At 69.7% G+C, this 21,404-nt stretch carries 23 protein-coding genes; 4 read left to right on the top strand and 19 right to left on the bottom strand.

The window, feature by feature from the left end:
• Nucleotides 1-1,134, top strand: a complete 1,134-nt coding sequence (gene pcaD / locus ACFW48_RS17440) for a 3-oxoadipate enol-lactonase (protein ID WP_386315539.1) — start codon at nt 1-3, stop codon at nt 1,132-1,134.
• A gap of 2 nt (nt 1,135-1,136) precedes the next feature.
• On the opposite strand, the gene ACFW48_RS17435 is transcribed toward pcaD, so the two are convergent.
• Nucleotides 1,137-3,815 (bottom strand): ATP-binding protein, encoded by a 2,679-nt coding sequence (locus tag ACFW48_RS17435; protein WP_386315537.1) that lies wholly within the window; start codon nt 3,813-3,815, stop codon nt 1,137-1,139.
• 273 nt (nt 3,816-4,088) lie between these two features.
• Here ACFW48_RS17435 and ACFW48_RS17430 point away from each other — a divergent pair, with 273 nt between their 5' ends.
• Nucleotides 4,089-5,087, top strand: coding sequence for a DUF2510 domain-containing protein (locus ACFW48_RS17430; RefSeq protein WP_386315536.1), 999 nt, complete (start codon nt 4,089-4,091; stop codon nt 5,085-5,087).
• A 654-nt stretch (nt 5,088-5,741) separates the two neighbouring features.
• On the top strand, nt 5,742-5,975 hold the full coding sequence (locus tag ACFW48_RS17425; RefSeq protein ID WP_386315534.1) for a helix-turn-helix domain-containing protein: 234 nt from the start codon (nt 5,742-5,744) through the stop codon (nt 5,973-5,975).
• A gap of 46 nt (nt 5,976-6,021) precedes the next feature.
• Here the strand turns inward: ACFW48_RS17425 and ACFW48_RS17420 are convergent, their stop codons facing one another.
• The 4 genes from ACFW48_RS17420 to ACFW48_RS17405 form a co-directional block, all read right to left on the bottom strand.
• The gene (locus tag ACFW48_RS17420) at nt 6,022-6,150 is read right to left on the bottom strand and encodes a hypothetical protein (RefSeq protein ID WP_386315532.1); all 129 of its coding nucleotides are present in this window, start codon (nt 6,148-6,150) and stop codon (nt 6,022-6,024) included.
• 23 nt (nt 6,151-6,173) lie between these two features.
• Nucleotides 6,174-6,680: a glycine-rich domain-containing protein gene (locus ACFW48_RS17415; RefSeq protein ID WP_386315687.1), complete on the bottom strand. Its 507-nt coding sequence runs from the start codon at nt 6,678-6,680 to the stop codon at nt 6,174-6,176.
• A gap of 115 nt (nt 6,681-6,795) precedes the next feature.
• Nucleotides 6,796-7,134: a hypothetical protein gene (locus ACFW48_RS17410; protein ID WP_386315530.1), complete on the bottom strand. Its 339-nt coding sequence runs from the start codon at nt 7,132-7,134 to the stop codon at nt 6,796-6,798.
• A gap of 93 nt (nt 7,135-7,227) precedes the next feature.
• Entirely contained in the window at nt 7,228-8,478 is a 1,251-nt protein-coding gene (locus ACFW48_RS17405; protein ID WP_386315528.1) for a helix-turn-helix domain-containing protein, read from the bottom strand.
• 101 nt (nt 8,479-8,579) lie between these two features.
• On the opposite strand from ACFW48_RS17405, the gene ACFW48_RS17400 reads away from it, so the two are divergent.
• Entirely contained in the window at nt 8,580-8,759 is a 180-nt protein-coding gene (locus tag ACFW48_RS17400) for a hypothetical protein (RefSeq protein ID WP_386315527.1), read from the top strand.
• An 18-nt stretch (nt 8,760-8,777) separates the two neighbouring features.
• On the opposite strand, the gene ACFW48_RS17395 is transcribed toward ACFW48_RS17400, so the two are convergent.
• The 14 genes from ACFW48_RS17395 to ACFW48_RS17330 form a co-directional block, all read right to left on the bottom strand.
• Nucleotides 8,778-9,296, bottom strand: a complete 519-nt coding sequence (locus tag ACFW48_RS17395; RefSeq protein ID WP_386315525.1) for a hypothetical protein — start codon at nt 9,294-9,296, stop codon at nt 8,778-8,780.
• Nucleotides 9,297-9,400: 104 nt separating this feature from the next.
• Nucleotides 9,401-9,607, bottom strand: a complete 207-nt coding sequence (locus ACFW48_RS17390) for a hypothetical protein (RefSeq protein ID WP_386315523.1) — start codon at nt 9,605-9,607, stop codon at nt 9,401-9,403.
• Nucleotides 9,604-9,867: a hypothetical protein gene (locus ACFW48_RS17385; RefSeq protein WP_386315522.1), complete on the bottom strand. Its 264-nt coding sequence runs from the start codon at nt 9,865-9,867 to the stop codon at nt 9,604-9,606. Before ACFW48_RS17385 ends, ACFW48_RS17390 begins: the two co-directional genes overlap by 4 nt.
• Nucleotides 9,864-10,103: a hypothetical protein gene (locus ACFW48_RS17380; protein ID WP_386315520.1), complete on the bottom strand. Its 240-nt coding sequence runs from the start codon at nt 10,101-10,103 to the stop codon at nt 9,864-9,866. The genes ACFW48_RS17385 and ACFW48_RS17380 overlap by 4 nt, the downstream gene beginning before the upstream one ends.
• Nucleotide 10,104: 1 nt before the next feature.
• The gene (locus ACFW48_RS17375; RefSeq protein WP_386315518.1) at nt 10,105-10,950 is read right to left on the bottom strand and encodes an N-acetylmuramoyl-L-alanine amidase; all 846 of its coding nucleotides are present in this window, start codon (nt 10,948-10,950) and stop codon (nt 10,105-10,107) included.
• A gap of 2 nt (nt 10,951-10,952) precedes the next feature.
• Nucleotides 10,953-11,183 carry a hypothetical protein gene (locus ACFW48_RS17370; RefSeq protein ID WP_386315516.1) on the bottom strand — a complete coding sequence of 77 codons (231 nt, stop codon included), beginning with the start codon at nt 11,181-11,183 and terminating at the stop codon, nt 10,953-10,955.
• Nucleotides 11,184-11,195: 12 nt separating this feature from the next.
• Entirely contained in the window at nt 11,196-11,708 is a 513-nt protein-coding gene (locus tag ACFW48_RS17365; RefSeq protein ID WP_386315514.1) for a hypothetical protein, read from the bottom strand.
• Nucleotides 11,709-11,717: 9 nt separating this feature from the next.
• Nucleotides 11,718-15,611, bottom strand: coding sequence for a carbohydrate binding domain-containing protein (locus ACFW48_RS17360; RefSeq protein ID WP_386315512.1), 3,894 nt, complete (start codon nt 15,609-15,611; stop codon nt 11,718-11,720).
• The gene (locus tag ACFW48_RS17355) at nt 15,611-18,817 is read right to left on the bottom strand and encodes a hypothetical protein (protein ID WP_386315510.1); all 3,207 of its coding nucleotides are present in this window, start codon (nt 18,815-18,817) and stop codon (nt 15,611-15,613) included. The genes ACFW48_RS17360 and ACFW48_RS17355 overlap by 1 nt, the downstream gene beginning before the upstream one ends.
• Nucleotides 18,818-18,934: 117 nt before the next feature.
• A complete protein-coding gene (locus ACFW48_RS17350; protein ID WP_386315508.1) occupies nt 18,935-19,333 on the bottom strand; it encodes a hypothetical protein in 399 nt (132 codons plus the stop codon).
• 12 nt (nt 19,334-19,345) lie between these two features.
• Nucleotides 19,346-19,753, bottom strand: a complete 408-nt coding sequence (locus tag ACFW48_RS17345) for a hypothetical protein (RefSeq protein ID WP_386315506.1) — start codon at nt 19,751-19,753, stop codon at nt 19,346-19,348.
• Between the two features lie 5 nt (nt 19,754-19,758).
• Nucleotides 19,759-20,184, bottom strand: coding sequence for a hypothetical protein (locus ACFW48_RS17340; RefSeq protein WP_386315504.1), 426 nt, complete (start codon nt 20,182-20,184; stop codon nt 19,759-19,761).
• 8 nt (nt 20,185-20,192) lie between these two features.
• Nucleotides 20,193-20,945, bottom strand: a complete 753-nt coding sequence (locus ACFW48_RS17335) for a hypothetical protein (RefSeq protein ID WP_386315502.1) — start codon at nt 20,943-20,945, stop codon at nt 20,193-20,195.
• Complete coding sequence (locus ACFW48_RS17330) at nt 20,945-21,403, bottom strand: hypothetical protein (RefSeq protein ID WP_386315500.1); 459 nt, start codon at nt 21,401-21,403, stop codon at nt 20,945-20,947. Before ACFW48_RS17330 ends, ACFW48_RS17335 begins: the two co-directional genes overlap by 1 nt.
• Nucleotide 21,404: the final 1 nt, after the last annotated feature.

Raw genomic sequence — 21,404 nt, 5'->3', positions numbered from 1 at the left:
ATGCTCAACCACCTGACCGAAGGCCCCGCCTCCGCTCCCCCGCTGCTGCTCGGGCCCTCGCTGGGCACCTCGTACGCCCTGTGGGACGAGGTGGCGCCCGAGCTGTCCATCGGGCACCGGGTGATCCGCTGGGATCTGCCGGGGCACGGAGGTTCGGCGGCGGAGCTGATCGGGCCGGGCGCCACCGTCGGCGACCTCGCCGGCCTGGTGCTCGCGCTCGCCGACTCGCTCGGGGTGGAACGGTTCGCCTACGCCGGGGTGTCGCTGGGCGGCGCGGTGGGTCTGCACCTGGCCGTGCACCATCCGGAGCGGGTGTCGTCGCTGGCCGTCGTCTGCTCGTCGGCGCACTTCAACGGTGCGAAGGCGTGGGAGGAGCGGGCGGCGGCGGTGCGTGCGGAAGGGCTGGCGAAGCTCGCGGACGGGGCGGACGGCCGGTGGTTCACGCCCGGGTTCACCGTGCCGAGGCTGGTCCAGGACCATCGGGACGCCGACCCGGGGGCGTACGCCGCCTGCTGTGACGCGCTGGCCGCGTTCGACCTGCGGGACCGGCTCGGCGAGATCTCCGCGCCGACGCTGCTGATCGCGGGCCGCGAGGACCCGGCGACCCCGCCGGCGCATCTGCGGGAGATCGCCGACGCGGTGCCGGGCGCGACGCTGACCGAGCTGCCGGGGGCCTCGCACCTGGCGCCGGCGGAGCGGCCCGAGGCGGTGCTGACCGCACTGCGGACGCACTTCGACGGCGGTGCCGGGCGGGGCATGGCGGTGCGGCGCGAGGTGCTCGGGGACGCGCACGTGGACCGGGCGCAGGGGCGGCAGACCCCGTTCACCGCCCGCTTCCAGGACTTCATCTCGCGCTATGCCTGGGGCGAGATCTGGACGGACGAGACCCTCTCGCGCCGCGAGCGCAGCATGATCACGCTGACGGCGCTGGTCGCGCACGGCCACTACGAGGAGCTGGCCATGCACGTACGGGCGGCGCGGCGCAACGGCCTGACGCCGGACGAGATCGGCGCGGTGCTGCTGCAGACGGCGGTGTACTGCGGGGTGCCGGCGGCGAACTCGGCGTTCGCGGCGGCCCAGCGGGTGCTGGCCGGGGAGGACGGCAGCGCCGAAGAGGACGGCGCCACCCGCTGACCTCAGCCCACCTGTCCCGCGGCCAGCGCCTCGCGGGCCCGCGCCACCAGTCCGTCCGCACCGCACGAGTCCGCCAGCGCGAGGCCCCGGTTCAGCTCGGCCTCCGAGCGGGCCGCGATGCCGTACTCCACGCGGGCGGCGGCGTGCTCGTACTGGCAGGGTGAGGCCTCCAGATAGGCGACGGCCTGCGCGGCGAGCCGGACCGCGCGCTGCCCGGTCTCCAGCGCGGCGGCGCACCGCAGGGCCTCCCCTATGGCGGTGTCCGTGCCGAAGCGCTCGGCCTGGCGGCGGGCGTCGGTGACCAGCCGGGCGGCGCGGCCCGGGTCCTCCGTGGCAAGGGCCCGCGCCAGCTCGGTCGCCCAGGGATGCACCACCGGATTGTGCCTGCCGCGTGCGGCCGCCGCCTTCTCGGCCGTCTCCAGCTCGTTGACGCCCTCCTTGGCGCGGCCGGTCGCGAACAGCAGCCGGGCCCGCACGGGGCGGGGGTCGGGCAGCACGATCGTGGACGGGTACGGCGGGTCGAAGCCGTAGCGGTCGGCGACGGACCGGGCCTCCTCGACGTGGCCGCGGGCGAGCAGTGTGTCGATCAGGTTGCAGGTGGCGGACCAGTACAGCGGCAGGCCGCGGCCGACCCGTTCGGCGATGCGCAGCGATTCGCGCAGGGACTTCTCGGCCTCCCTCAGTCTGCCCCGCCTGCGGTGGCCGAGACCGACGTAGGCGTGCGCGAGGGCGAGGTGGCCGCCGCTCCAGCCGGCTGTCTCGTAGGTGCTCAGCGCCTCGGTGAAGAGTGCCTCGGCGCGGTCGAGCCGGTCGGTGTAGGCGTAGCAGTTGGCCAGCATCATCGGCAGTTCGAGGCCCCACTCGGTGTCGGTCCAGCCGAGCCCGGAGGCGAGGCGGCCGTTGACCAGGGCCCGGTCGCACAGTTCGACGACCTCTTCGGCGTTCTCACCGCGCGTCATGGCGTCGAAGCCGCGCAGGATGAGCAGGGCGCGTTCCGCGTTGTCGCGGCCGGTGCAGGTACCGGCGAGTTCGGCGAGTCGCTCGGACCGGCCGGGCGAGGACGTCTCCCCGGGGTGGATGCCCTCCCACATGTACTGGACGGCCTGCAGTCGAAGCCGCACGGACGGGTCCGGGTTGCGGGCGGCCTCCGCCCGGACGGTGCGGACGGCCTCCTCCAGCTGGTCGTTGTGGAGCAGGGCCTCGGAGAGCCGGAAGACGGCGTTGACGCGCTGCTCGCCGTCCAGGCCGGGCATGGCGAGGGCGGTGCGCAGGTGGCCGATGGTGGTGGCGGGCGCGGTGAGGAGCGTGGCGCAGCCCAGTTCGTAGAGCACGCGCGCGTGGGTGTCGGGCAACGGCGGCTCCTGGAGGGCGCGTTCGAGGCAGCGGCGGGCCGCGTCGGGGGCGCCGACGGCGAGGTGCTCGCGGGCTGCTTCGCGCAGCTGCTCGACGACTTCCTGGTCGTCGTCGGGATACACCTGGAGCAGGTGGCGGGAGGCGGCCGCGGCGCCGAGTCCGGAGTCGGTGACCAGCTGGGCCGCTATGCCGTGCATCGCCGTGCGCAGCGCGTCGGGGATGGAGTTGTAGACGGCGGTGGCGATCAGCGGGTGGACGAACTCCAGGTCGTCCGCCGCGGGCTGCCCGGCGGCGGGGTCGGGCACGGAGAGGATGCGGGCGCTGCACAGCAACTCGGCGCAGCGGGCGGCGTCGCCGCGGTCGAGGGTGGCGAGCCGGGCCACCATGTCGACGGTGATGCCGCCGCCGAGAATGGCGGCGGCCCAGGCGAACCGGGTGGAGTCGACGCCGAGTTGCTCCAGGCGGGCGACGAGGCCGCCGCCCCGGGCCGAGCGGTTCAGGTCGCGCAGTTCGGCGGCCTGCGACTCGACCGGTTCCAGTTCGCTGTCCTGGACCTTGGCGAGGAGTTCGACGGTCTCGTAGGGGTTGCCGCCGGTCACGGCCCACACCTCTCGGCAGAACGCGGCGTCGGCGTGAGCGCCCAGCGTGGCGCGGGTGAGCCCGGCCGTCGCGGCGGGGGTGAGGGCGTTCAGCGGGGCGAGGGGCCGGCCCGCGGCGGAGGCCGCGTCCAGGTGGCGGGCGCTGTCGCCGCTGACGTCACCGGGGCGGCGGGCGAACACGACCAGCACCGAGGTCTCGTCGAGCCGTTCGGCGAGCGCGGCGAGCCAGCGCAGGGTCTCCTGGTCGGCCCAGTGGGCGTCGTCGATCAGCAGGACCAGCGGCCACTCCCGGCGGGCCAGCCGGCGTACGGCGGCGACCAGGCCGTCGCACACGCCCTGCGGGTCGGCCTGCCGCTCGCCCGGGTCCGCTATGCCGAGGGCGGGGCCCGCGATCTCGTACCAGTCGCCGAGGTACTCGCGCGCCTCCTCCGGGAGCATGGACACGAGTGCGGGCTGGAGCAGTTGGCGTACGACGTTGAAGGGGACGGACCTGAGTGTCTCGCCGCCGCGCGCGGACCAGACGGTGCAGCCCCGGGCCTCGGCGAGGCGGCGGGTCTCGGCGAGCAGCGCGGTCTTGCCCAGTCCGGCCTCGCCCCTGGCCTCCAGCAGGGTCCCGGAGGACGAGCGGTCCGCGCACAGGGTGTCGACCGCCCGCGTGATGGTGGCGACTTCCTCGTCGCGCTCCCAAAGGGCGGCCGAACCGGCGGCCGTTCGCCCTACCTCCGTCATCCCGCTACCTCCCCGAGTCGCCCGAATGACGTACAGACCTTGAGCCTAACCGTCCGATCGCGCAAGTGCCGGGGTGTCGGGACAGCAGTTGCCGTGACGGGTGACATGCGGTAAAGCGCGGACGACGCGCCGGCCCCGTCATCAGCCAAGGCACTGTTCGGCGACCGTCAACCCGTCGTGAGCGGCGGCGGGGCGGCGGGGCGGCGGGCGGTCCCGTGTCGCCGAACCCGGGCCTCTCATCCCGCTTTCACCGACGCCTCCTACGGTGGGCACATGACGCAGGAGACTCCTCCCGGGTGGTACCCGGACCCCGGACAGAAGAATGACGGTCCCGCCACCGAGCGCTGGTGGGACGGCAAGGCGTGGACGGACCAGGTGCGTTCCACGGGTCCGGCCGCCGCGTGGGGGCCTCCTACGCAGCCGCCGGCGCACGACACCGCGCCCGGGCCGTATCCCGTGCACCCGGGTTATCCGGGACTTCCCGTGCAGGCGCCGTCCGCGCGGCGGCGCCGGCTGCGCACCGGCATAGCCGTCGCGGCCGCCGTGGCCGTGCTGGCCGGCATCGGGGTCGGCGTGTACGTGCTGGCCGACGACGGTTCGGGCGGCAACAGCGCGGGATCCTCGCAGCAGGACCGGCGCGGTCCCGGTGGCCGGGACGACCCCTTCGGCGACTCGGGCGGCGGCGAGGGCGGCGAGTCGCCCTCGCCCGGCTCCCCGGACGGGTCCGAACCGCCCACGATCGACAGCGGGTCGGTGACGGACCCGGTCAGCGGGATCAGCCTGCCCATTCCGGACGGCTGGTCCGGGCAGCAGTTGGAGGTCGGCGCGACGGTGACGTCGGACGACAGCTACAAGTGCCCCGGCGACACCTCCAAGACCTGCACCAAGGGCGGCGCCTACTCGGCTCCCGCGGTGGTGCTGGGCACCAAGGGCGGCACCGCGGAGGAGGTCGCCAAGGCCGACATCGAGGCGAACGCCGAGGAGTCCTACGGCGGCGAGTCCTACGGCGCGATCACCTCGCACGAGGAGCTGGCGTCCAAGGCGGTCACGGTCGCCGGGCAGAAGGGCTACCTGGTCCGCTGGAAGGCGGTCACCAGCAAGGGCGCCGACGGCTACGTCGAGTCGCTCGCCTTCCCCTCCCCCGCCGATCCCGAGCGCATCGTCGTCGTCCGCTTCGGCGTCGACGTCGGGGAGAAGGAGGCGGTGATCGACGAGATCACCAAGGGCATCGAGGTGGACTCCAGCGGCGGGGGCGGCGGACAGGACGTGTAATGCCTGACGGCAGGGGTGGCCTGGGGTTTCTAGCCGGTCGGCCGTTGATTTCTGCGGCGTGTTGGGAGCTTCTGGAATCGGTTGCGGTTGACCGTAGGTGACCCGGGTTGACCCTGGTGGGCGAGATCTGTCTCCCATGCGTCTCCCATGGAGAATGACGAGCGGCCCCCGGCGCGCATGGCGCTGGGGGCCGCTCTATATGAACCAGGGTGGGGCCTGCCACCCTGGGAGGCGACGAACGCCCCACCCTGGCCACTCCATTCAACGCGTGCACTGTGCAATCGTCACGGGGTAATCGTTCACTCGTTCGAGTGAGTTTGCTCTCCCTTTACCCAGGGGCGGGGTAGACCACCCACCCGCCGACGAGGGGGTACTCACGACGAGTGGGCGGCCACGTCGACGCGGGCCGGCTCAGGGTCCGCGTCGAGTCTGCGCGGGGCGAGCCTTCCACCCTCGCGACCGATGCCCCCGTGACACCACCGTGTGTGGACGGCACGCGATTGCGGCCGGTTCACACGGGGTGCGGGGCGGTTGCACGCTGTTCAACTTTGCGGAAAGCCCTCCCGAAGATGCCCTCCGCGTACCCGGCTCTGATCGAAAAATGCCTGATACATCAGGCTGACTTATGATGATCTTCGTCAGAGCGTTTGTCGAGTGCACGAATCCGATGACGACGCCTGGCTCCTAGAGCACAGCCACGTCCTCGGCGACCGCATCCGCGCCGCACGCATCCACCGCAACCTCACCCAAGAACGCCTCTACCTAGGCGCCGGCATCAGCCGTGACGTCCTGCAACGCATCGAATCCGGCCGCCACAACCCGACCCTCTTCACCTTGTTGCGGATCGCGCGTGTCCTCGACGTACCCCTGGCCGACCTCGTGAGGTGAGCGGCCCGCCCCCGACGGGGGACGGAGACGGGCCGCGGTCAGATGGTCACGGCTTGGGCGGGATCACGAATCCCCGGACAGGCCGTTCCTCCTGCGGGTCACGCGAGGCGGGCTGCTGCGAGCGCTTCCACGCCGTCACCAGATCCGCGTAGCGCGGGTCGATCCATTCAGACACGGTGCCTCCCTTCGCCAGGCAGGCTACGCGACGCCGGGCTTCGGCTTGGGCGTGATGATGATGGTGCACTCCGGAGCGTGCTGGCATTTCGCCGCCACCGAGACGAGGGTCTCGTCGGACGGCGGCCCCCAGAGCTCCGGGTCCGCTTCCCAGCCGAGTGCCGCGATGGTCTCGCGGGTCCGGTCCAGGATGGGCGGGTCGTAGTTGGTGGGGTCGTAGCCCGGATAGTGGTGCACGAACTTGCCCTTGCCGCCGAGCCTCTCGCACAGTTCGGCGTACATCGCGGTGTGCAGGATCAGGGCGTGCCAGCCCTCGTCGACGATCCGCGACGGCGCCAGGCCGAGGTCCGGGTTGGTCGCGCAGGCCGCCACGAACTTCAGGCCCTCGTCGACGATCCGGCCGGCCAGCTCCTCGGACATGTCGGGGTTGGCGTCCATGACGGTGCCTCGGACGCTGGCGAACTGCTCGTCCGTGATGAGCATGCGCACCAGCTCGGGCACGGGCACGGTGGGGTTGTCCGGCGGGTCCATGGGGCCCGGAGGTATGGTCACGGGATCTCCTTCTGCTGGTACGGATGGGGATGGCCCGCCCGAGTCGGGGCGCCTTGCCGGGATGACCCGGCTCGGGCGGGAGTCTGCGGAACTGTCACCGGCGCCCGTCACGGACCAGGCGGTACAGGGCACGGCTGATGTCGCAATGCTCGGCCGCATCGGTGCACTGCTCACACATCGCAGCGTGGTTGAACAGTCCTCGGTGCGCCCGGTCGGCCGTGTGCCGGGGGCAGGCGCGCGGCCACCAGCGTCCCTCGGGGCCGGTCTTCTCGCCGAGGTCCACAGCGGTTTCTGTCGTGAGCTGCTCGGTGCCCCACACGCAGACGGCGCCGCGCGCCTGATCGGCGGTCAGGGCGTCGAACGGCGGCAGGAGTAAGAGGGCCAGCACGTCCGGCGGTATGGCGTGTGTGCTGGTTGTCGCGTCGCTCGGCATGACGGGGCCCCCTACAGGCGCAGTGCTCTGGCTCACACCGTGACCGTAAGGGGCCTGCATCGAAGGCAGAGGCAGGAATCCTGCCCCTCTGCGTCAGGCGGCCAGCAGCCCGAGCTTGACCGCCAGCTCCGACGCGCGCCGGCGTCGCTCTGGCTGCTTCGCTTCGGTCTCTTCCAGGACGATCCGGCGGGCGTACCCGTTGTACTTGATCGTCTCCGGGGCAGCCTCGTGTGCCTTGTCCAGCGTCGCCAACGCCACGTCCGGCTGCCCGTCGAGTTGGTAGCCGCGGGCCTCCTCGATGCGATGCCGGGCTCGGCGCGGGCGGGACTTGATGACGGCCTTGTCCGCCTTGGCGGCCTGCCGCACGGACTCCCCGCCCTGGTGCAACTCGACTGCAACTGTCACCGCGTGAGCACCCATGATGGCCCGGGAGAAGGACGTCACGGGGTGGTAGTAGTCCACGGGCAACTTCTTTGACGTCTTCTCCGCCTTGTCCCACCAGCCCCACGCCGCACCCGTCTCGCCGCGCCGGGCGGCGGTGTAGCCGGCCTCGAACTGCAAGGCTCCCGCGATGGCCAGCACGTGGGCGGGGGCGTCGGGGAGCTGGGGTTCGAGGTAGCGGAGGGCTTCGAGGGTGACGGCGTCGGCGGCGTCGAAGTGGGCGGGGCCGGAGTCGCGGTGGGCTTGGGCGGTGAGCCAGGCGGCCATACCGATGGCGTGGGAGTCTTCGCTGTCTTGGGCTGCGACCATGCCGCGCTCGGCGACGCGCCAGAGGAGCGCGGCGTCGGGCTGGTAGGCGACGAAGAACTGCGACAGGGAGTACACCTCGGACAGGACTGCTTGGGCGGCGCGCCGGTCGGCCGCCGTGTCGGCCTGGCGAACGGCGAGTTGCGCGTCCCGGATCAGGTCCGGGAGTAGCTCGCCGACGACCTGCCGGTGGTTGGGTGCCTCGTGGCGGGCGGACCAGGCGCGGTCGAGGCGGTGCCGCAAGTGCTGAGTGGATGGAGCCGCACGGTCCGCGGTGAAGGGGAATGCGTCCACGGCGGCCTTGACGGCGGCGAGGCGCGGGTGCCCGGGGCCGATGAACAGGTCGACGTGCATGGCCTGGTCGCCGGTGAGGTCGGCGAGGTCGCGGACGCGGAGGAGTTCGGCGATGCGCAGGATCATGGGGAGCTTCGGTGCTTGGATGAGGCCGTTCTCAACCTGTTTCACCCAGGAGGGGGACTTGCCAAGGAGGCCGGCGAGGACGGGTCGGGTCATACCGCGGCGTTGGCGGTAGATCTGCATTCGCTGGCCGAATGCGAGGGGGTTGGAGTACGGGTCCGGGGTAGCATCGGATGGCATGGTCTCGCCCTTCTCCTGGTACGGGTCGCACTGTCCAGGGTAGGGGCGGGACCGTTTTCGTGTGGGGGTGTTGTGGTGGGTGAGGCCGTAGTCTGGGGATCATGTCCCCCGATTCCGTGACCGGTACTCCGGTGCGTTCTGCTGACGAGCTGAATGCGGCGATCCGCGCTCTGTGGTCGCATCCGCAGGTGCCGCTCACGGATGGGCAGCGTCAGGAGTACGCGCGGCTGTGCGCCGAACTCGCGGCCGTCCAGCGCGGGGACGTGGCCACAGCGGCGTAATCCGTCCCCGCTTGCCGTCTACTCAGTCACTTCGGATGCCGCCGCCTGGGCCCTGACCTCGACAATCTTGGCTTCCAGTTCAGGAATGGCACCCTCCAGACGCGCACGCTGGTCACCGGTGAGCTGGTCTCCCGCGAGAGCAGCCCGCATTCCGTCGACGCCCTGCTGCAGTCGATCGGCGTCCGGGAGTACGGCGTTGCGCCGATCCTTCGGACGGCCGTGCTTGTTGAGCACGCGGTACAGCCGTGACGGCGGGAAACCAGCCGCCATGGCGATGGCCTTGCGGTCGGCGTGCGGGCCGGTTACGTCGGCCATCACGATGGCCAGCTCCCGGAACGCCTCCAGGTGCTGGATTACGTGGGATGTCTGGGCGATGGTCTGGGTGAGGTCTTCGAAGGAGCGGGCGTGGCGGGGGTATTCGACTCCGACGGAGTTGCGGATGGCAGCAGCGAGTGCGTCGGCAAGGTCCGGTGCGATGTCGAAGACGACGTCCTTGTTGCCCTCAGCGTCGCCGATCTCGGCGAACTTCTTCTTCATGAGCCAAACGATACACGTATAGCGTTCGATACACCATGGGTCGGGACCACAACGCCAGAGGGCCCCGCCCGCGTGCTGCGGACAGGGCCCTCACGTGCGTCCGGTCAGTTCAGGATGTGATCCAAATACCACACCCCGAACCCGGTCCACGCGACGGCGAAGCAGACCGCGCCCGCCTTCGTGTGGACGCGGAACCAGCGGCGGGTCGACTCGCTGAGCGTGTCGCCCTGTCTCGCATTCCGCAGCGCGTAGGTCTCGAACACCGCGCCCGCCAGGATCAGACCGCCCCACACGGCGTCGCCCGCGTTCACCGGCCGACCGCCTGCCACAGCCCGAGTGCCAGCCCGGACGCGCCGACCAGCGCCGCGATCGACGGCAACGGCCACCGGGCCTTCTCCAGCCCGGCCACACGCTGCTCCAACTCGGCGAGATCCTTCTCCGTCCGGTTCGACCGCTCGACGAGGACCGCGCACGCAGTCTTGATCTCGCCGAGGTCCCGTCCGAATCCCGCAAAATCCCCCCTGAGATGCGCGAGTTCCGTGGTGAGCGCCGTAGTCTCCGGCGGCGTCACTCACGCACCCCGGCCGCACCACCGACCTCGGTCCGCAGCCACGACGGCAGCAGCCCCTGCACCGACGGCAGGGCCATCACCCGCGCGAACCCACCCGCGACCGCCAGCGCGCCGGCCACCCACGGCAGGGACTCCGGCACCCCCGACGCGTCCACGATGAACGGCAGCGCGACCGCGGTACCCACGGCAGTCTGGAGGACCGTCCGCGCGGTCCTCTTCGTTGAGTCCTTCGGCATGTCAGTTCTCCTTCTTCAGTTCGGCGACCGCCGTGAACAGCGCGTCGACCTTCTCTTCCGTGCGGACGGCCGCGTTGTAGATCGACCGCAGATAGGACTGCGGCGTCCAGTTGGGGTTGTTCTCGACGTCCGGCGCGCTCGGCGGGGCTTGGATGATGTCCGTGAACCACGTTGCGGTGGCGACGTCGTGCTTGGTCAGGTCCGCCATGGGGGCCTCCTCCTGCTCAGAGTTGCTGGGGGTCTTGCTGTCGAGGCGGTCGCTGATCCGGGCGCGCATCGACGACATGGTGAAACCGCGCGGGTCGACCTTCCCGGGCTGCCATTCGAGGTGGCCGATCACGCTGCGTTCGTTCCAGCCGTGGTGGCGGCAGATCGCGGCCGAGGCCCGCTCGATCGCTTCGAGCTGAGCGGCGGGCCAGGGGTCTTTGCCGTCGCCGAGGTTCTCGCACTCGAAGCCGTAGAAGTGGCGGTTGCCGTCGGTGTTCGTCTCGTTGTCGGCGGGCAGCGGCTTCTCGTCGATGACGGCCCGGAGGACGTCGTCGTCGCCGGACCCGGCGTGGTTGGCGCGGCCGTAGCCGACGACGTGGATGTGGCCCTGCTTGCAGATCACGCCGTGGCAGAGCGGGCCGGGCAGGCCCGAGTAACCCTTGCGGCAGACTTCCACGGTGTGGTCGTGTCCACGCGTCACGGTGTGGTGGATCATCACGCCGTTGACGGGACCCCACGGGCCCTTGTGGTTGCGGTTGTGGTGCGCCGGGGACTTGCCGTTCGTCTGGTGCTCGATGACCGTGAGGCCCTCGGCCTTCAACGTGGCCAGGTACTCCGCGTAGGACATGGGTGCTGCCATCGCTATACCTCCTGCTCAGGGATGACGACCGGCGTTGCCTGCACCGTCAGATACATGGCCGTCGTGACCGATGCGCCCGCCGCCTTCATCGCATCGACGAGAACCTGCGCCACCTCGTCCGCCGTCGCCAGCCCCGGCAGGCCCCCGCCCGGCGCCACATCAATCCGCATCTCGACGTCGAAGCCGGCTTCGCCGATCTCGGAGTGGACCATGTATCTCGGATAGTCCTGCATGCTGTTGTCCTCTCAGCCGATCCGCTTTGCGCGGCCATACGAGCCCGAGCACACCTGCACCCCGGTCAAGCCGCTGGTGGCCTGCGCCCACTGGAAGGCGACCGTCCCCGCGCTGGTGGTCTCGACCTGCCCGGTCTCGACGAGCATCGACTGGCTGGCGCTGGACCGGGTGCCGTAGGTGCAGGTGGTGGTGAACGCGTGGATACCCCACCTGCCATCACCGCTGGGGTCCGCCGAGACGACGCCAGAGGCGACACCCCACGCCGACCGCAAGCCGATCGCGTCCGCAGGCACCGACCATGTCGTTTTGATCAGCTCGGCGGATGGGGCCTGGTAGTGGACGAAGAACTCCAGGAAGTAGATCGCGTTCGCCTCCAGGGAGAACGCCAGGTCGGGGTCGTCAGCGGTCGTGGTCGTCGCCGTCCGCGTGGTGGTGACGCGCTTGTACGCCTCCACCGGCAGCATCGAGGCGAGCAGCCCGGAGTGCATCCGCCGGCCCGCGTAGAGGACTGGGTACTGGGACAAGACGGCCTCCTACAGGGCAATCACAGCGGGGTAGGCGAGCGCGACCGCGGTGCCCGCCGTGTGGGATTTCGTCACGCCGTTCTGTGAGCGGGTGACGGTGTACGTCTGCGGGTTGACGACGTCCAGATCGTCGTAGCGGATCTCCGGATTGACGTTCGTGTTCGTGCTTGCGGAGATCGACCGCAGGCCCAAATACGTGGACGTCGTGATCGATGTGTCCGTGGCCTCGACCTGCCACATATTCGGTTCGAAGCCCGTGGCCGGCCAAGCTTTCGCGCGGAGGGTGCTGCCCGACGCCTGGAACCGGATCCGATAGAGCGTGCCTGCGGTGTAGCCGCCCTCGACGGTGTGCGAGTCCAACTCGGTCTCCGTCCCGGTGACGCGTTTCCGGAGGGTCAGCGTCAACGATCCGGTGGAGTTGAACGCCAACCTGGCCATGTACATGTTGTCGCTGTCGACGTACCGTCCGGCGAGCATCCCGGACAGGAAGCCGCCCGTCGCCGTAGCACTGGGGGTGAGGGAGACGTAGGCGTCGAAGTCCGTGTACGGGAATTCGGTGAACGATCGGCGGGACAGGTTCGTCGTCGCGAGGCGGTGCGCGCCGTAGCCGCCGGTCACGTTGAAGTCCGCCGCGGTGCCGCCGCTCGTCGACCACGCCGCACCCGACCCTGCACGCCCCCAGCTGGACGCCGCAGTCCGGCCGAACTTGTCGTACAGCACCGACGACGACGCCCGGGTGATCCGGGCCGCCCACACGTAGTAGACATCCCCGACGCTGGGGGTTCCGTCGTGTCGGGCTCTCATCCGCGCGCGGCCAGCCGTCGACGGCGCGGTAACGGTCTCCTCCAGATACGTCCACACCCCGGCCGCGGCCGACTGCTGGACGGTGACTGCGGTGGAGTCGTAGCTGCCCGCGTTGGTGTACCAGTGCACGCTGGGCCGCAGGTCCGACCAGCCGCCCGGCGAGTACACCCACATCGACAGCACGTACTGCGCGCCCGGGGTGATGCTGTCCACGGCGGTGAGATCACAGACCGCGCCGCCCGTTGACGACGTGCCATCGGGGGTGACCAGCAGCGAGCCAGCCGCCCGCGGGTGCGGGTTCACCTGATCCTGCGACCAGGACTTTGTAGCGTTCTCGCCGGTCCAGGCGGAGTCGTCCGTGTCGAAGAACGGGTTCGAGTTGACCAGCGCCCCGGGCGCGGTGACGGTCATGACTTCGCCGCCGACCCGCCAGTCCAGTGGAGTGTCCGTCACGTAGGGCGTCCACCGGTAGCCGCTGGTGGTGTACACGTCCACCGCGGTCTCGGTCGTGTCGAGGGCTTCGGAGAGTTCGGAGCCGTCGGTGTCCAGCCACGTGAACTCGACCGCCGAGGTGGCGGTGTCGGCGTCGCCGGTCCAGGCCACGTCGAACGGCCTGGCTGGGGTGCAGTTGTAGACGATCTTCCAGTCGAATTGGTCGATGGTCTCCGTGTAGCCCTGCGCCAACAGATCCAGCGTGTCTGGGGGCAGCCACACCGGCGGGTTCGTCACCTGAATCCGGGACCCGGTGTCCACGGCGGCAGCGTCTTCGATCATGTGCGGTGCCGCCGCCAGGTTCACCGTGACCTGCGGGAAGCGGGTCTCGTCCCACGTCCCGAGGTGGAGGCGCCATCCGGCGTGCTGCAACGTCTGGTCGTCGTCGAGGAGGTTGAGAGTCGCGGAGGTGTCGTACAGGCCGATTCCGTCCGGTGGCTGCTGCGTCGACAGCGGGCCCGTGTCCTGCGTCAGCCGCGCCGACGAACCGGCGGTGCGGGCCACGGTGACGTCGTTGGTGACCGCCTGGTCGTCGTCGACCGGCTCCAGAGGTGTGACGAGCCCATCCCCGCCCGTGTAGTCGAGGACCATCGTCGGCGGCTGGTTGTACATGCTGGCCCGGGTCACATACCGGATGCCGAGGATCCCCCGCTGCTCCGCCAGGATCCCCTCGTCCACGTCGCCCGCGCCCCGCATCACATCCAGCGCGGTCCCGGACGGCTGGGTGCCGCACTGCTCGTCGCCGGGGCCGGTGGCGTAGGAGTGGATGGACTCCTCGATCCCGATCCGTGACACCCGCGACGGGGCTTCCTCGCCGTTCCAGCCGACGAGGACACCGCCGGTAGCGTTGTAGGCGGAGAGGCCCCGGCCGATCCCCAGGTGACCGATCGCCGTGCCGTTCATGCCCGCGTCCTCACCGAACCGGACCTGGGTGATGATGCCGGGCTGGTAGCCGATCACCGTGCCGTTGACCTCGGTCGTCGACGAGACGTTGTCGGGAACAGCGGTGGGCAGCGACTCGGCGATGTCCACGATCAGCAGCGAGTAGTCACTGTCGCCGAGGTCTTGGATGACCTGGACGATGATGTACACCTCGCGGCCGTTGATGGCCTGCGCCCCGAACCCAGAGTCGTGAACCTGGACGGCGTCCTCGTCGTACACGCGCAGCGCCAGGGCCCCGGAGGTGTTGACGTACAGGGACCAGACGTCAGCGGTGCCGGTCGTCGACCAGGACACGAGACGCTGCGTCGACACCGTCCCCGCCTCGGGGATCCGGCAGAAGAACCCGAGCTGCGACGTGCTGCTGACACGCTGGTAAGAGGGCACGGACACGCGGAGACTACCGCTGGTGATCGTCGGCACCGGTCCGGACGCCACCCACCCGTCGTAGGCCGCGAGCGTCACACCCGCCGTGTACGACATAGGCGGATGCCCCGACACCGCAGAGGCGAGCTTCGTCGCCTCCGCACCGTCCTCCATCGGCCAGTACGCGTGAATGCCCGTTTCCATACGGCCCGGGCTCGTGAACTCCCGGTACATCGGCGACTTCGTGGGGATGACCCCGACCCCGAGCCGGCGCAGCACGCCGGCCGCTTCGACCTGCGTGACGACGTCCTTGCCGCCGGTGTCCCAACGGGGCGTCCAGGAGGCGACTTCTCCGACGAACCGCACCTTGCGGTTGGTGATCTCGGCGTTTCCGGCGACGGTCCAGGTGAGGCCAGCGCTGTCGACGAAGCTGGTGGCGCCGGAGGTCTGTGCGGTGAAATCGGGGTCGGTGACGATCGTGCCGTCGATGGAGGATCGGATTTCGGCGGCGTGCACCAGGCCGATGGCCCGGGTGTTGTCGAGGTGCTTTGCGTCGCCGATCCGCAGTGGGGCGGTGCCTGCGTGGATGCTGGTGGTGCCGCTTCCGGTGATCGTGTCGCCGAGTTGCGTCCAGGGGCCCGCCAGGGTGGGTGCGGTGTAGAAGGTGACGGTGTGGCCGGAGGCGCCGTTGTCGGCGTCGATGGTGGCGCGGATCGTGATCCTGCCCGACGTGGTCAGGGGCAGGTCGGCGGTGGCCATCGCGCCGTTGGTTATGAAGCTGCCGTTGCTGGACCACTCCAGGTAGGGGCGGCTTTTGCGGGTCGACAGGACCCACGACCGGGCGCCGGAGTCGTCCTTGCCGATGATGTTGGTCTGCGGGAACGCCGTCTCGCCCGTGGACGGGTAGTCGGGCAGGCACCAGTTGGCGAGGGTCGCGTCGACGCGGATGTCGATGTCGCCAGTGATGTCGAGCGCGGCCGCGTCCGGCGTGGAGGCGTAGTCGCCGTCCCCGCCGGGCAGGTCGAGGGCCACGCTGCCCGTGAGGACCGACACCCGGACGGGCGTGTTGCGGCCGATCTGCCCGAAGTACGGCGACTCCGGGTTCTGCGGGCTGTACTTCCCGTCCGTGTTCGACAGCGAGAACGAGCAGCGGCCCGGGTCGGTCTGCCGCCCCCAGTCCGCCCGTCCGCGCGTGATACGGATCTTGTCCTCGTAGCGGGCATCGTTCGAGACGTCCGTCCACGTCGTGCCGTCCAGCGACAGATCCACCTGCAGCGGCAGCCGGTCCTCGGGAAACGCCATCAGTCCATCCCTCCGAGCGTGGCCCGCAGCCCGCCGCGCGTCTGTACCTGCTTCCGGCCCACGTCCACCCAGATCTGCCCGAACTCCCGTTCCGCGATCTGCACGTTCAGCACGATCGGCCGGCCGTCAGCCGTCGCAGCCGGCATCGGTACGCGCCGTGGGCCGCCGCCGCGGGGGGTGTTGAGCATGGATGTCCAGGCCTGCTGCTGCATGCGGCGGGTGTCCGGCCCGGAGTACACCCGGGAGCCGTAAGGGAGACGGACCAGCTCGGGCTCGTGCTCGCCGACCATCGTCCACGAGCCCCGCGCCCCGCCCGACGCCGCGCCGCCGATGATCCCGCCCGTGGCCTTCATACCGAAGCCCTTCTCGATGGCCTTCTCCATCGCGGCGGTGAGCTTCTTCATCCGGTCACCCAGAATGTCGACGGTCCGCTCCCAGGCCTTGACGAGCTGCTCTTGGCCCTTGATCTGAGAGCCGTACACAGAGTCCGAGGTGGTCCTCCCCGCACTGATCGCCCGGTCCTGAATCTGCCGCTGCAGCACGTTCATCATCGCGATGTCCTTCGCGGACGCCTTCAGCATCGCGGACGCTGTCTCCAGGCCCCCGCCGTCGATGCCAGCCTCGGCGATCTGCTCAATGAGGTCGCTGCGGACGCCCTTCTTCTGGAGCTGCTGGAGAGCGGACGCGAACGCTGACGCCTTGTCCCGGCTCCCGACCAGGTTCGCCATGATCGACTGGGGGGTGACCGGGCCGTCCCCGCGATTCTTCGTGATGTTCGACGCCGACAGGACGCCGTTCATGATGGACTCGCGCAGCTGCGACGCCGCCCGCCGCAGCTCATCGAGACGGTCCTTCGACTTCTGCAGCGACGAGGACGCCTTCGTCAACTGCCGCTCGTAGGTCATGAGCTTCTTGCCAGTGGAGTCCAACTGCTTGAGCAGCCGGGATTCGGTCTTGCCGCTCGTCGCCTTCTGGATGATCGAGCGCCACTGGTTCAGCGCCGACACCAGCGAACTGATCGAGTCCGGGTTGCCGAGGGCGTTCCCGAACTCCGACGACCGCCAGCCCGCCATCCACCCGAACCGCGACAGGGTGAGGTCGGAGCGCGCCTTGCTCCGGGCCTCCCGTTCCTTCTTCGTGGCACCGCCGCCAGCGAGCTTCAGCGTCCCCCGGTTCAGCGCGTCCAACACAGGCAGCCCGTACTTCTTGACCGCAGACGACTGCACGACGTACTCGGTGTCCGACACCATGGCGGTCGCACCCGACGCAAACGTCGCCATGATCGAGTCGCTGCGGGGGCCGCCGGGGCCCTCGATGAGGCCGCCGTTCGGGAAGTGCTGCAGCGCGCCGCCGTCGGCGAGGGCCTGCACCCGGCCACCGGCAGACCGGAACGGCTTCGCCACCCCGTTATCGATGTGGCGGCTGTAGACGTTGATGTACGAGCTGCCGAGGACCTTGCCGATGGCCCCGCGGACCGCGCTCCAGAACGGGTTGGTGTTGCCGTGGATGTTCGACGTCTTCTTCGGCGGCTTCCATCGGCTGACCTGCGCTGCGGCGCCGAAGAACGCTTTCGGGTCGGCGCCCATCGTGGCGTCTGCCTTGCTCCGGTCGAACGCCGCCAACTGGGCCTTGGCTGCCGCGATGTTCTCCTCAGCCTGCTTCTTCTCGGCGGTGAGCTGGGCACGGCGCGTTTTCGTCAGCGCCGGGTCTTCCAACTTCTCCTTGATCGACTTCAGCGCCTGTTCGGCGTGCGACACGTTCATCGTCAACTGCGCCCGGTTCAAGCGCGGGACAGCTTCGTCGACGAAGGAATTGATGCCGCCGCCCACGTCCTTCAGGGTGCCGCGGAAGCCTTCTGCCCACTCGTCAAAGCCCTCGTTCGCAGCCTTGAACTTGTCGCCGATCACGGGCAGATTGCCGAACGCGATTGCCATCCCAGACACCATGCCGTCGACCGCGAGGAGCACCGCCTCCGTCGTCAGACGGAACGCCGACCACAGTTCCGGCAGCATGCTCACACCAACCGTGACCATGGACGTGATGCCGTGCGCGATCGCATAGAACGCGCCCCGGATCGCGCCCTCGTTCGCCGACACCCAGTCGGACAGCTTCGTGAACCCGCCGGCCATGTCGTCGATTCCGCTGGTGTCGATGCCCATGACGGAGAGGAGGGCGTCGAAGAGGGCGCCGCCGACTGCTGAGGCGAACGTGCCTGCGACTTCGGCGCCGATCGTGAGGATGTCGGTGAGTGCGCCGAGGGCGTCGGCGGCGATCCGTGCGACCGGTTCCATTCCGGTCATCACGCCTTCGAACACGGTGGCGAGTCCGAGGAGTCCTTGCCCCATGAGCTCCAGTAGTTCGCGGGTCAGCGGTCCGAACGCTTCAGTGAAACTTCCGGCGATCTTGCCGAGGGCGGGAAGGAGGCCGCCGTTCAGGAAGTCCGCGAGGCCGTTCAGGATGTCGGAGCTGCCGCCGATGCCCTGCTCCAGCTCCTTGAACATGCTGGGCAGGCCAGTGTCGAGGAACCCGCCGAGGAGGTTCTGCCACGCGTCCAGCGCGGGCTTCGACTTCGTGCCGAACTCCAGGAACGACTGGGTGAACTTGCCGACGGACTCGGCGAACTGTTCGACGAACACGACACCGAGCTGCGCGTTCTTCTGGAACGCGGACTGGAACACGGGGCTGTCGACGAACTTCGCGGCCCGCTCTGTGATCGTCCCGAACGTCTCCGCGCCGAGCACGAGCGACGGCTCAAGATCCTCCATTGCTGACTTCAGGGACTTGACCGCCCGCTCCGTGTGCGGGGCGACCGCCTTCTCCGCCGCCTTCTTCCAGTCCTCGAACGCCGGTTTGAGTTCCTTCGCCTTCTTCTTCAGATCGTCCATGGCCAGGGCCGCGCCACCACCGACGACAGCAAGTCCGGACAGCATCGGGGCGAGTGCGCCGATCGTCGGCAGCAGCGAGGTGCCGGCCGCCGCTGCCGCGCCGATCATCTTTGCGCGGAGTCCGTTGCTGCCGCCGCCGAGCGCGTTCCCGGCGTTGGATGCTGAGCTTGCGAGGCCGTCGAGGCTGCCGCCGACGATCCGCAGCGACGCGCCCATGGCCCCGGCCTGACGCTGCAACTGGTTCAGGTTCCGGTTCACCGAGTTGAAGCCGGGGCCCGTCAGGTCCCGAACATGCACGGTGATCGTTACGTCGTCAGCCATCAGGGGCCCCTCCCTCCGGTGTGCCGAGTTGCTCGATGGTGATCAGGCGCAGCAGCTCCGCCGGCTCGTCCAGCACCTCGGACGGCAGCTTGTGGAACTCGCGGCAGAGCTGCAGGATCAGGCGGGCACGGCTGAGTTCTCCGGGCTCTCGGAGAGGGGTGCCATCGGAATCGGTACCGCCGGGGACGGCTCGCCATCGGGCGAGCTCTGCGGCAAAGGGTCGGAGACCCCGCTGCCCACGGTGCGGAGCGCGTTCAGGACGGCCAGGACCATGCCGCCGTCCTGCGTGCACACGCCTTCGAACGTGGTGGGAACCGCCACGCCGTTGTCGTCCTCGACGTTCCAGGCGACGAGACGCTGCACGAGGGCCTTGACGACGAGGTCGGGGGTGAACTCCATCTCGTTGAGTTCGAGTTCCTCACCAACCGTGAGGCCCCGGACGCTGGCCTCCAGGCCCTCGTACTCGGTGCCGGTGAAGTCGAGCTTGAAGATGCGGCGCTTGGGTCGGTATCCCATGGGTGCCTCCTCTCAGGTCCAGGTGGGGACGGTGCCGTCGGAGAGGACTCCGGGGACCGACCAGGTGAGTTCGCCGCTGTCGGCGCGAGTGAGGGGGTAGTCCGTGTACAGGCACTCGTTGGCGAGGGTCTGCCCGGACACCGTGAGGGTGGTGGTGCGCGCCACCGAGGTGGAGGGCACGGTCTTGAACACGTCATGAGAGGCGTTCGCGGCATCGTTGAAGACGCCGTTCAGCGTGACGCTGAAGTCCGCGAGGAGCAGGATGCGCTCGTAGGCACTCTTGTCGATGCCGGTCGCGTCCTGCACACCGCGCGGCGTCGCGAACTGCACGTTCGTGACATCGTTGACGATCGCGCGGGCGGTGCCTGCCGCATCGTCGACCGAGCACACGCTCCAGCCGAGCCCTGATTCCTTGGCCATGGCCGTTATCCCTTCTGCTGCTGGTCGACGAGCCGAAGCTGGTTCTCGCCGAAGTCCTCCACCCAGTCCTGCGGACGGGTGTGTCGCCGGCTGCGGCCGGTGGGGTTGCCCCGCCAGTCCCCGTCGCGGACGAGGTACAGCTCGGGGACGGTCTGGTGGTCCGCGAAGCACCGCTGGCCGGACTCGAACCTGAAGACGGTCAGGCCCTCGCCGGTGCGGGTCTCACGGAACGTCCGGCGGGACTCGCCTCTGATGTAGGCGGCCTGCGCCTTACCCAGCGTGGTGCGCTCGTCGATGACGGAGTCCCAGCCGTTCCGCCATGCCGGGCACGCGACCTGCTCGCACACGGCGCGGACGGTTGTGTCCCGGCGGCGGGTGATCTGGTACGTCTGGTACGCGCCGACCGGCAGGTTCGGATCGATCCTCGTCACGGGTCGCACTAGTACGTCACCTCCACGTCGTTGCGGATCACGGACACCGCGAACACGGCCTCCGAGAACGTGCCGCTGGTCACGACGCGCAGATACCGCTCCACCGTCTGAGCCCGGCCCGTCTGAATCCGCTGCGCCCCCACCCCGGCCGCCGCCGTGAACCCGCCACCCGTGACGTCCGTCCACGGATCGACAGCACCGTCATCTGCGGACTCCTGCAGCTTCACCGTCACGCTGGTGCCGGTGAACGCGAAAACGTGCAGGTACGCCTGGAGGCCGAAGCTCGCCGGCCCGGTGCCGAAGTCCACGCTGGTGCCGTTGGTGGCGGTCGTGTCCGTCCGCTTCCCCGCGGTCAGCGACCGGCCCCACTCCAGCGTGTACGTGTTCGACTGCATCTCCACACCGAACGTGAAGCTGCCGTCGTCGCCCCTCGTGCCGTCGTAGTTGATCTGCTTCCCGACGAGGTTCGCCGACGGGCTCCCGAGCGCGGTGCCGCGGCAGTACATGGCGGTCACGTCCGTGCGCGGCAGCACACTGAGCACCGCGTGCGCAGCATCCGCAGCCGGGCCCGGGTTGAAGAAGCTCGTGACCTGCAGCCGGCCGTCCTTCTTGCCGCCCTTCCGCTCGTGCGCGGACTTCGTGATGGCGGTGAAGTCGAGCGGTGACGGGCCGCCGCCGATGTTGCCGACGGCTTGGATGTCGCCGGAGAGGTCGTAGCCGGAGATGAACAGGGCATCTCCGAGACCGGATTGCTTGGCCACTACGCCTCCTGGTTCCAAAGATCATCAACGATGAGGGGCAGCAGGATCGTCATGCAGCGGTACTCCGCGCCGGACTCCTGCAAGTAGCCGGCGCGGGCGGACAGTGGTTCGCCGTAGGCGCCGAGGAGGTCGACGTGGCGGACGAGGCCGTCGAGGGTGAAGTCGCCGGAGTAGGCGGCCATGAGCCAGTCGAGGGCGTCCATGAGGGTGGGATCGATGCTGTCGGGGACGTTGCTGTTGATCGGCGCGTACAGGCGGACGAACAGGGCGAGCCGCGCCGACGTCTTGCCGAGCCCGGAGCCGCCGCGGGCAGGGCCGATCTGCTCGACCCACACCGCACACGTGAGCCCGGAGACTGGCGGAGACTTCGGTTCGTGACCGTTGACTGCGGCGAAGTAGCCAGACGCGAGGGCGTGGCTCTGTGCCGCGTCGAGGACGGTGACAGCGTCGAGGGCCATG

The sequence above is a fragment of the Streptomyces sp. NPDC058812 genome, from assembly GCF_042744565.1.
GTDB classification, from domain to species: domain Bacteria; phylum Actinomycetota; class Actinomycetes; order Streptomycetales; family Streptomycetaceae; genus Streptomyces; species Streptomyces thinghirensis.
The sequence above is the reverse complement of the archived record's forward strand: the minus strand, read 5'-3'. Positions and strand labels throughout refer to the sequence as shown.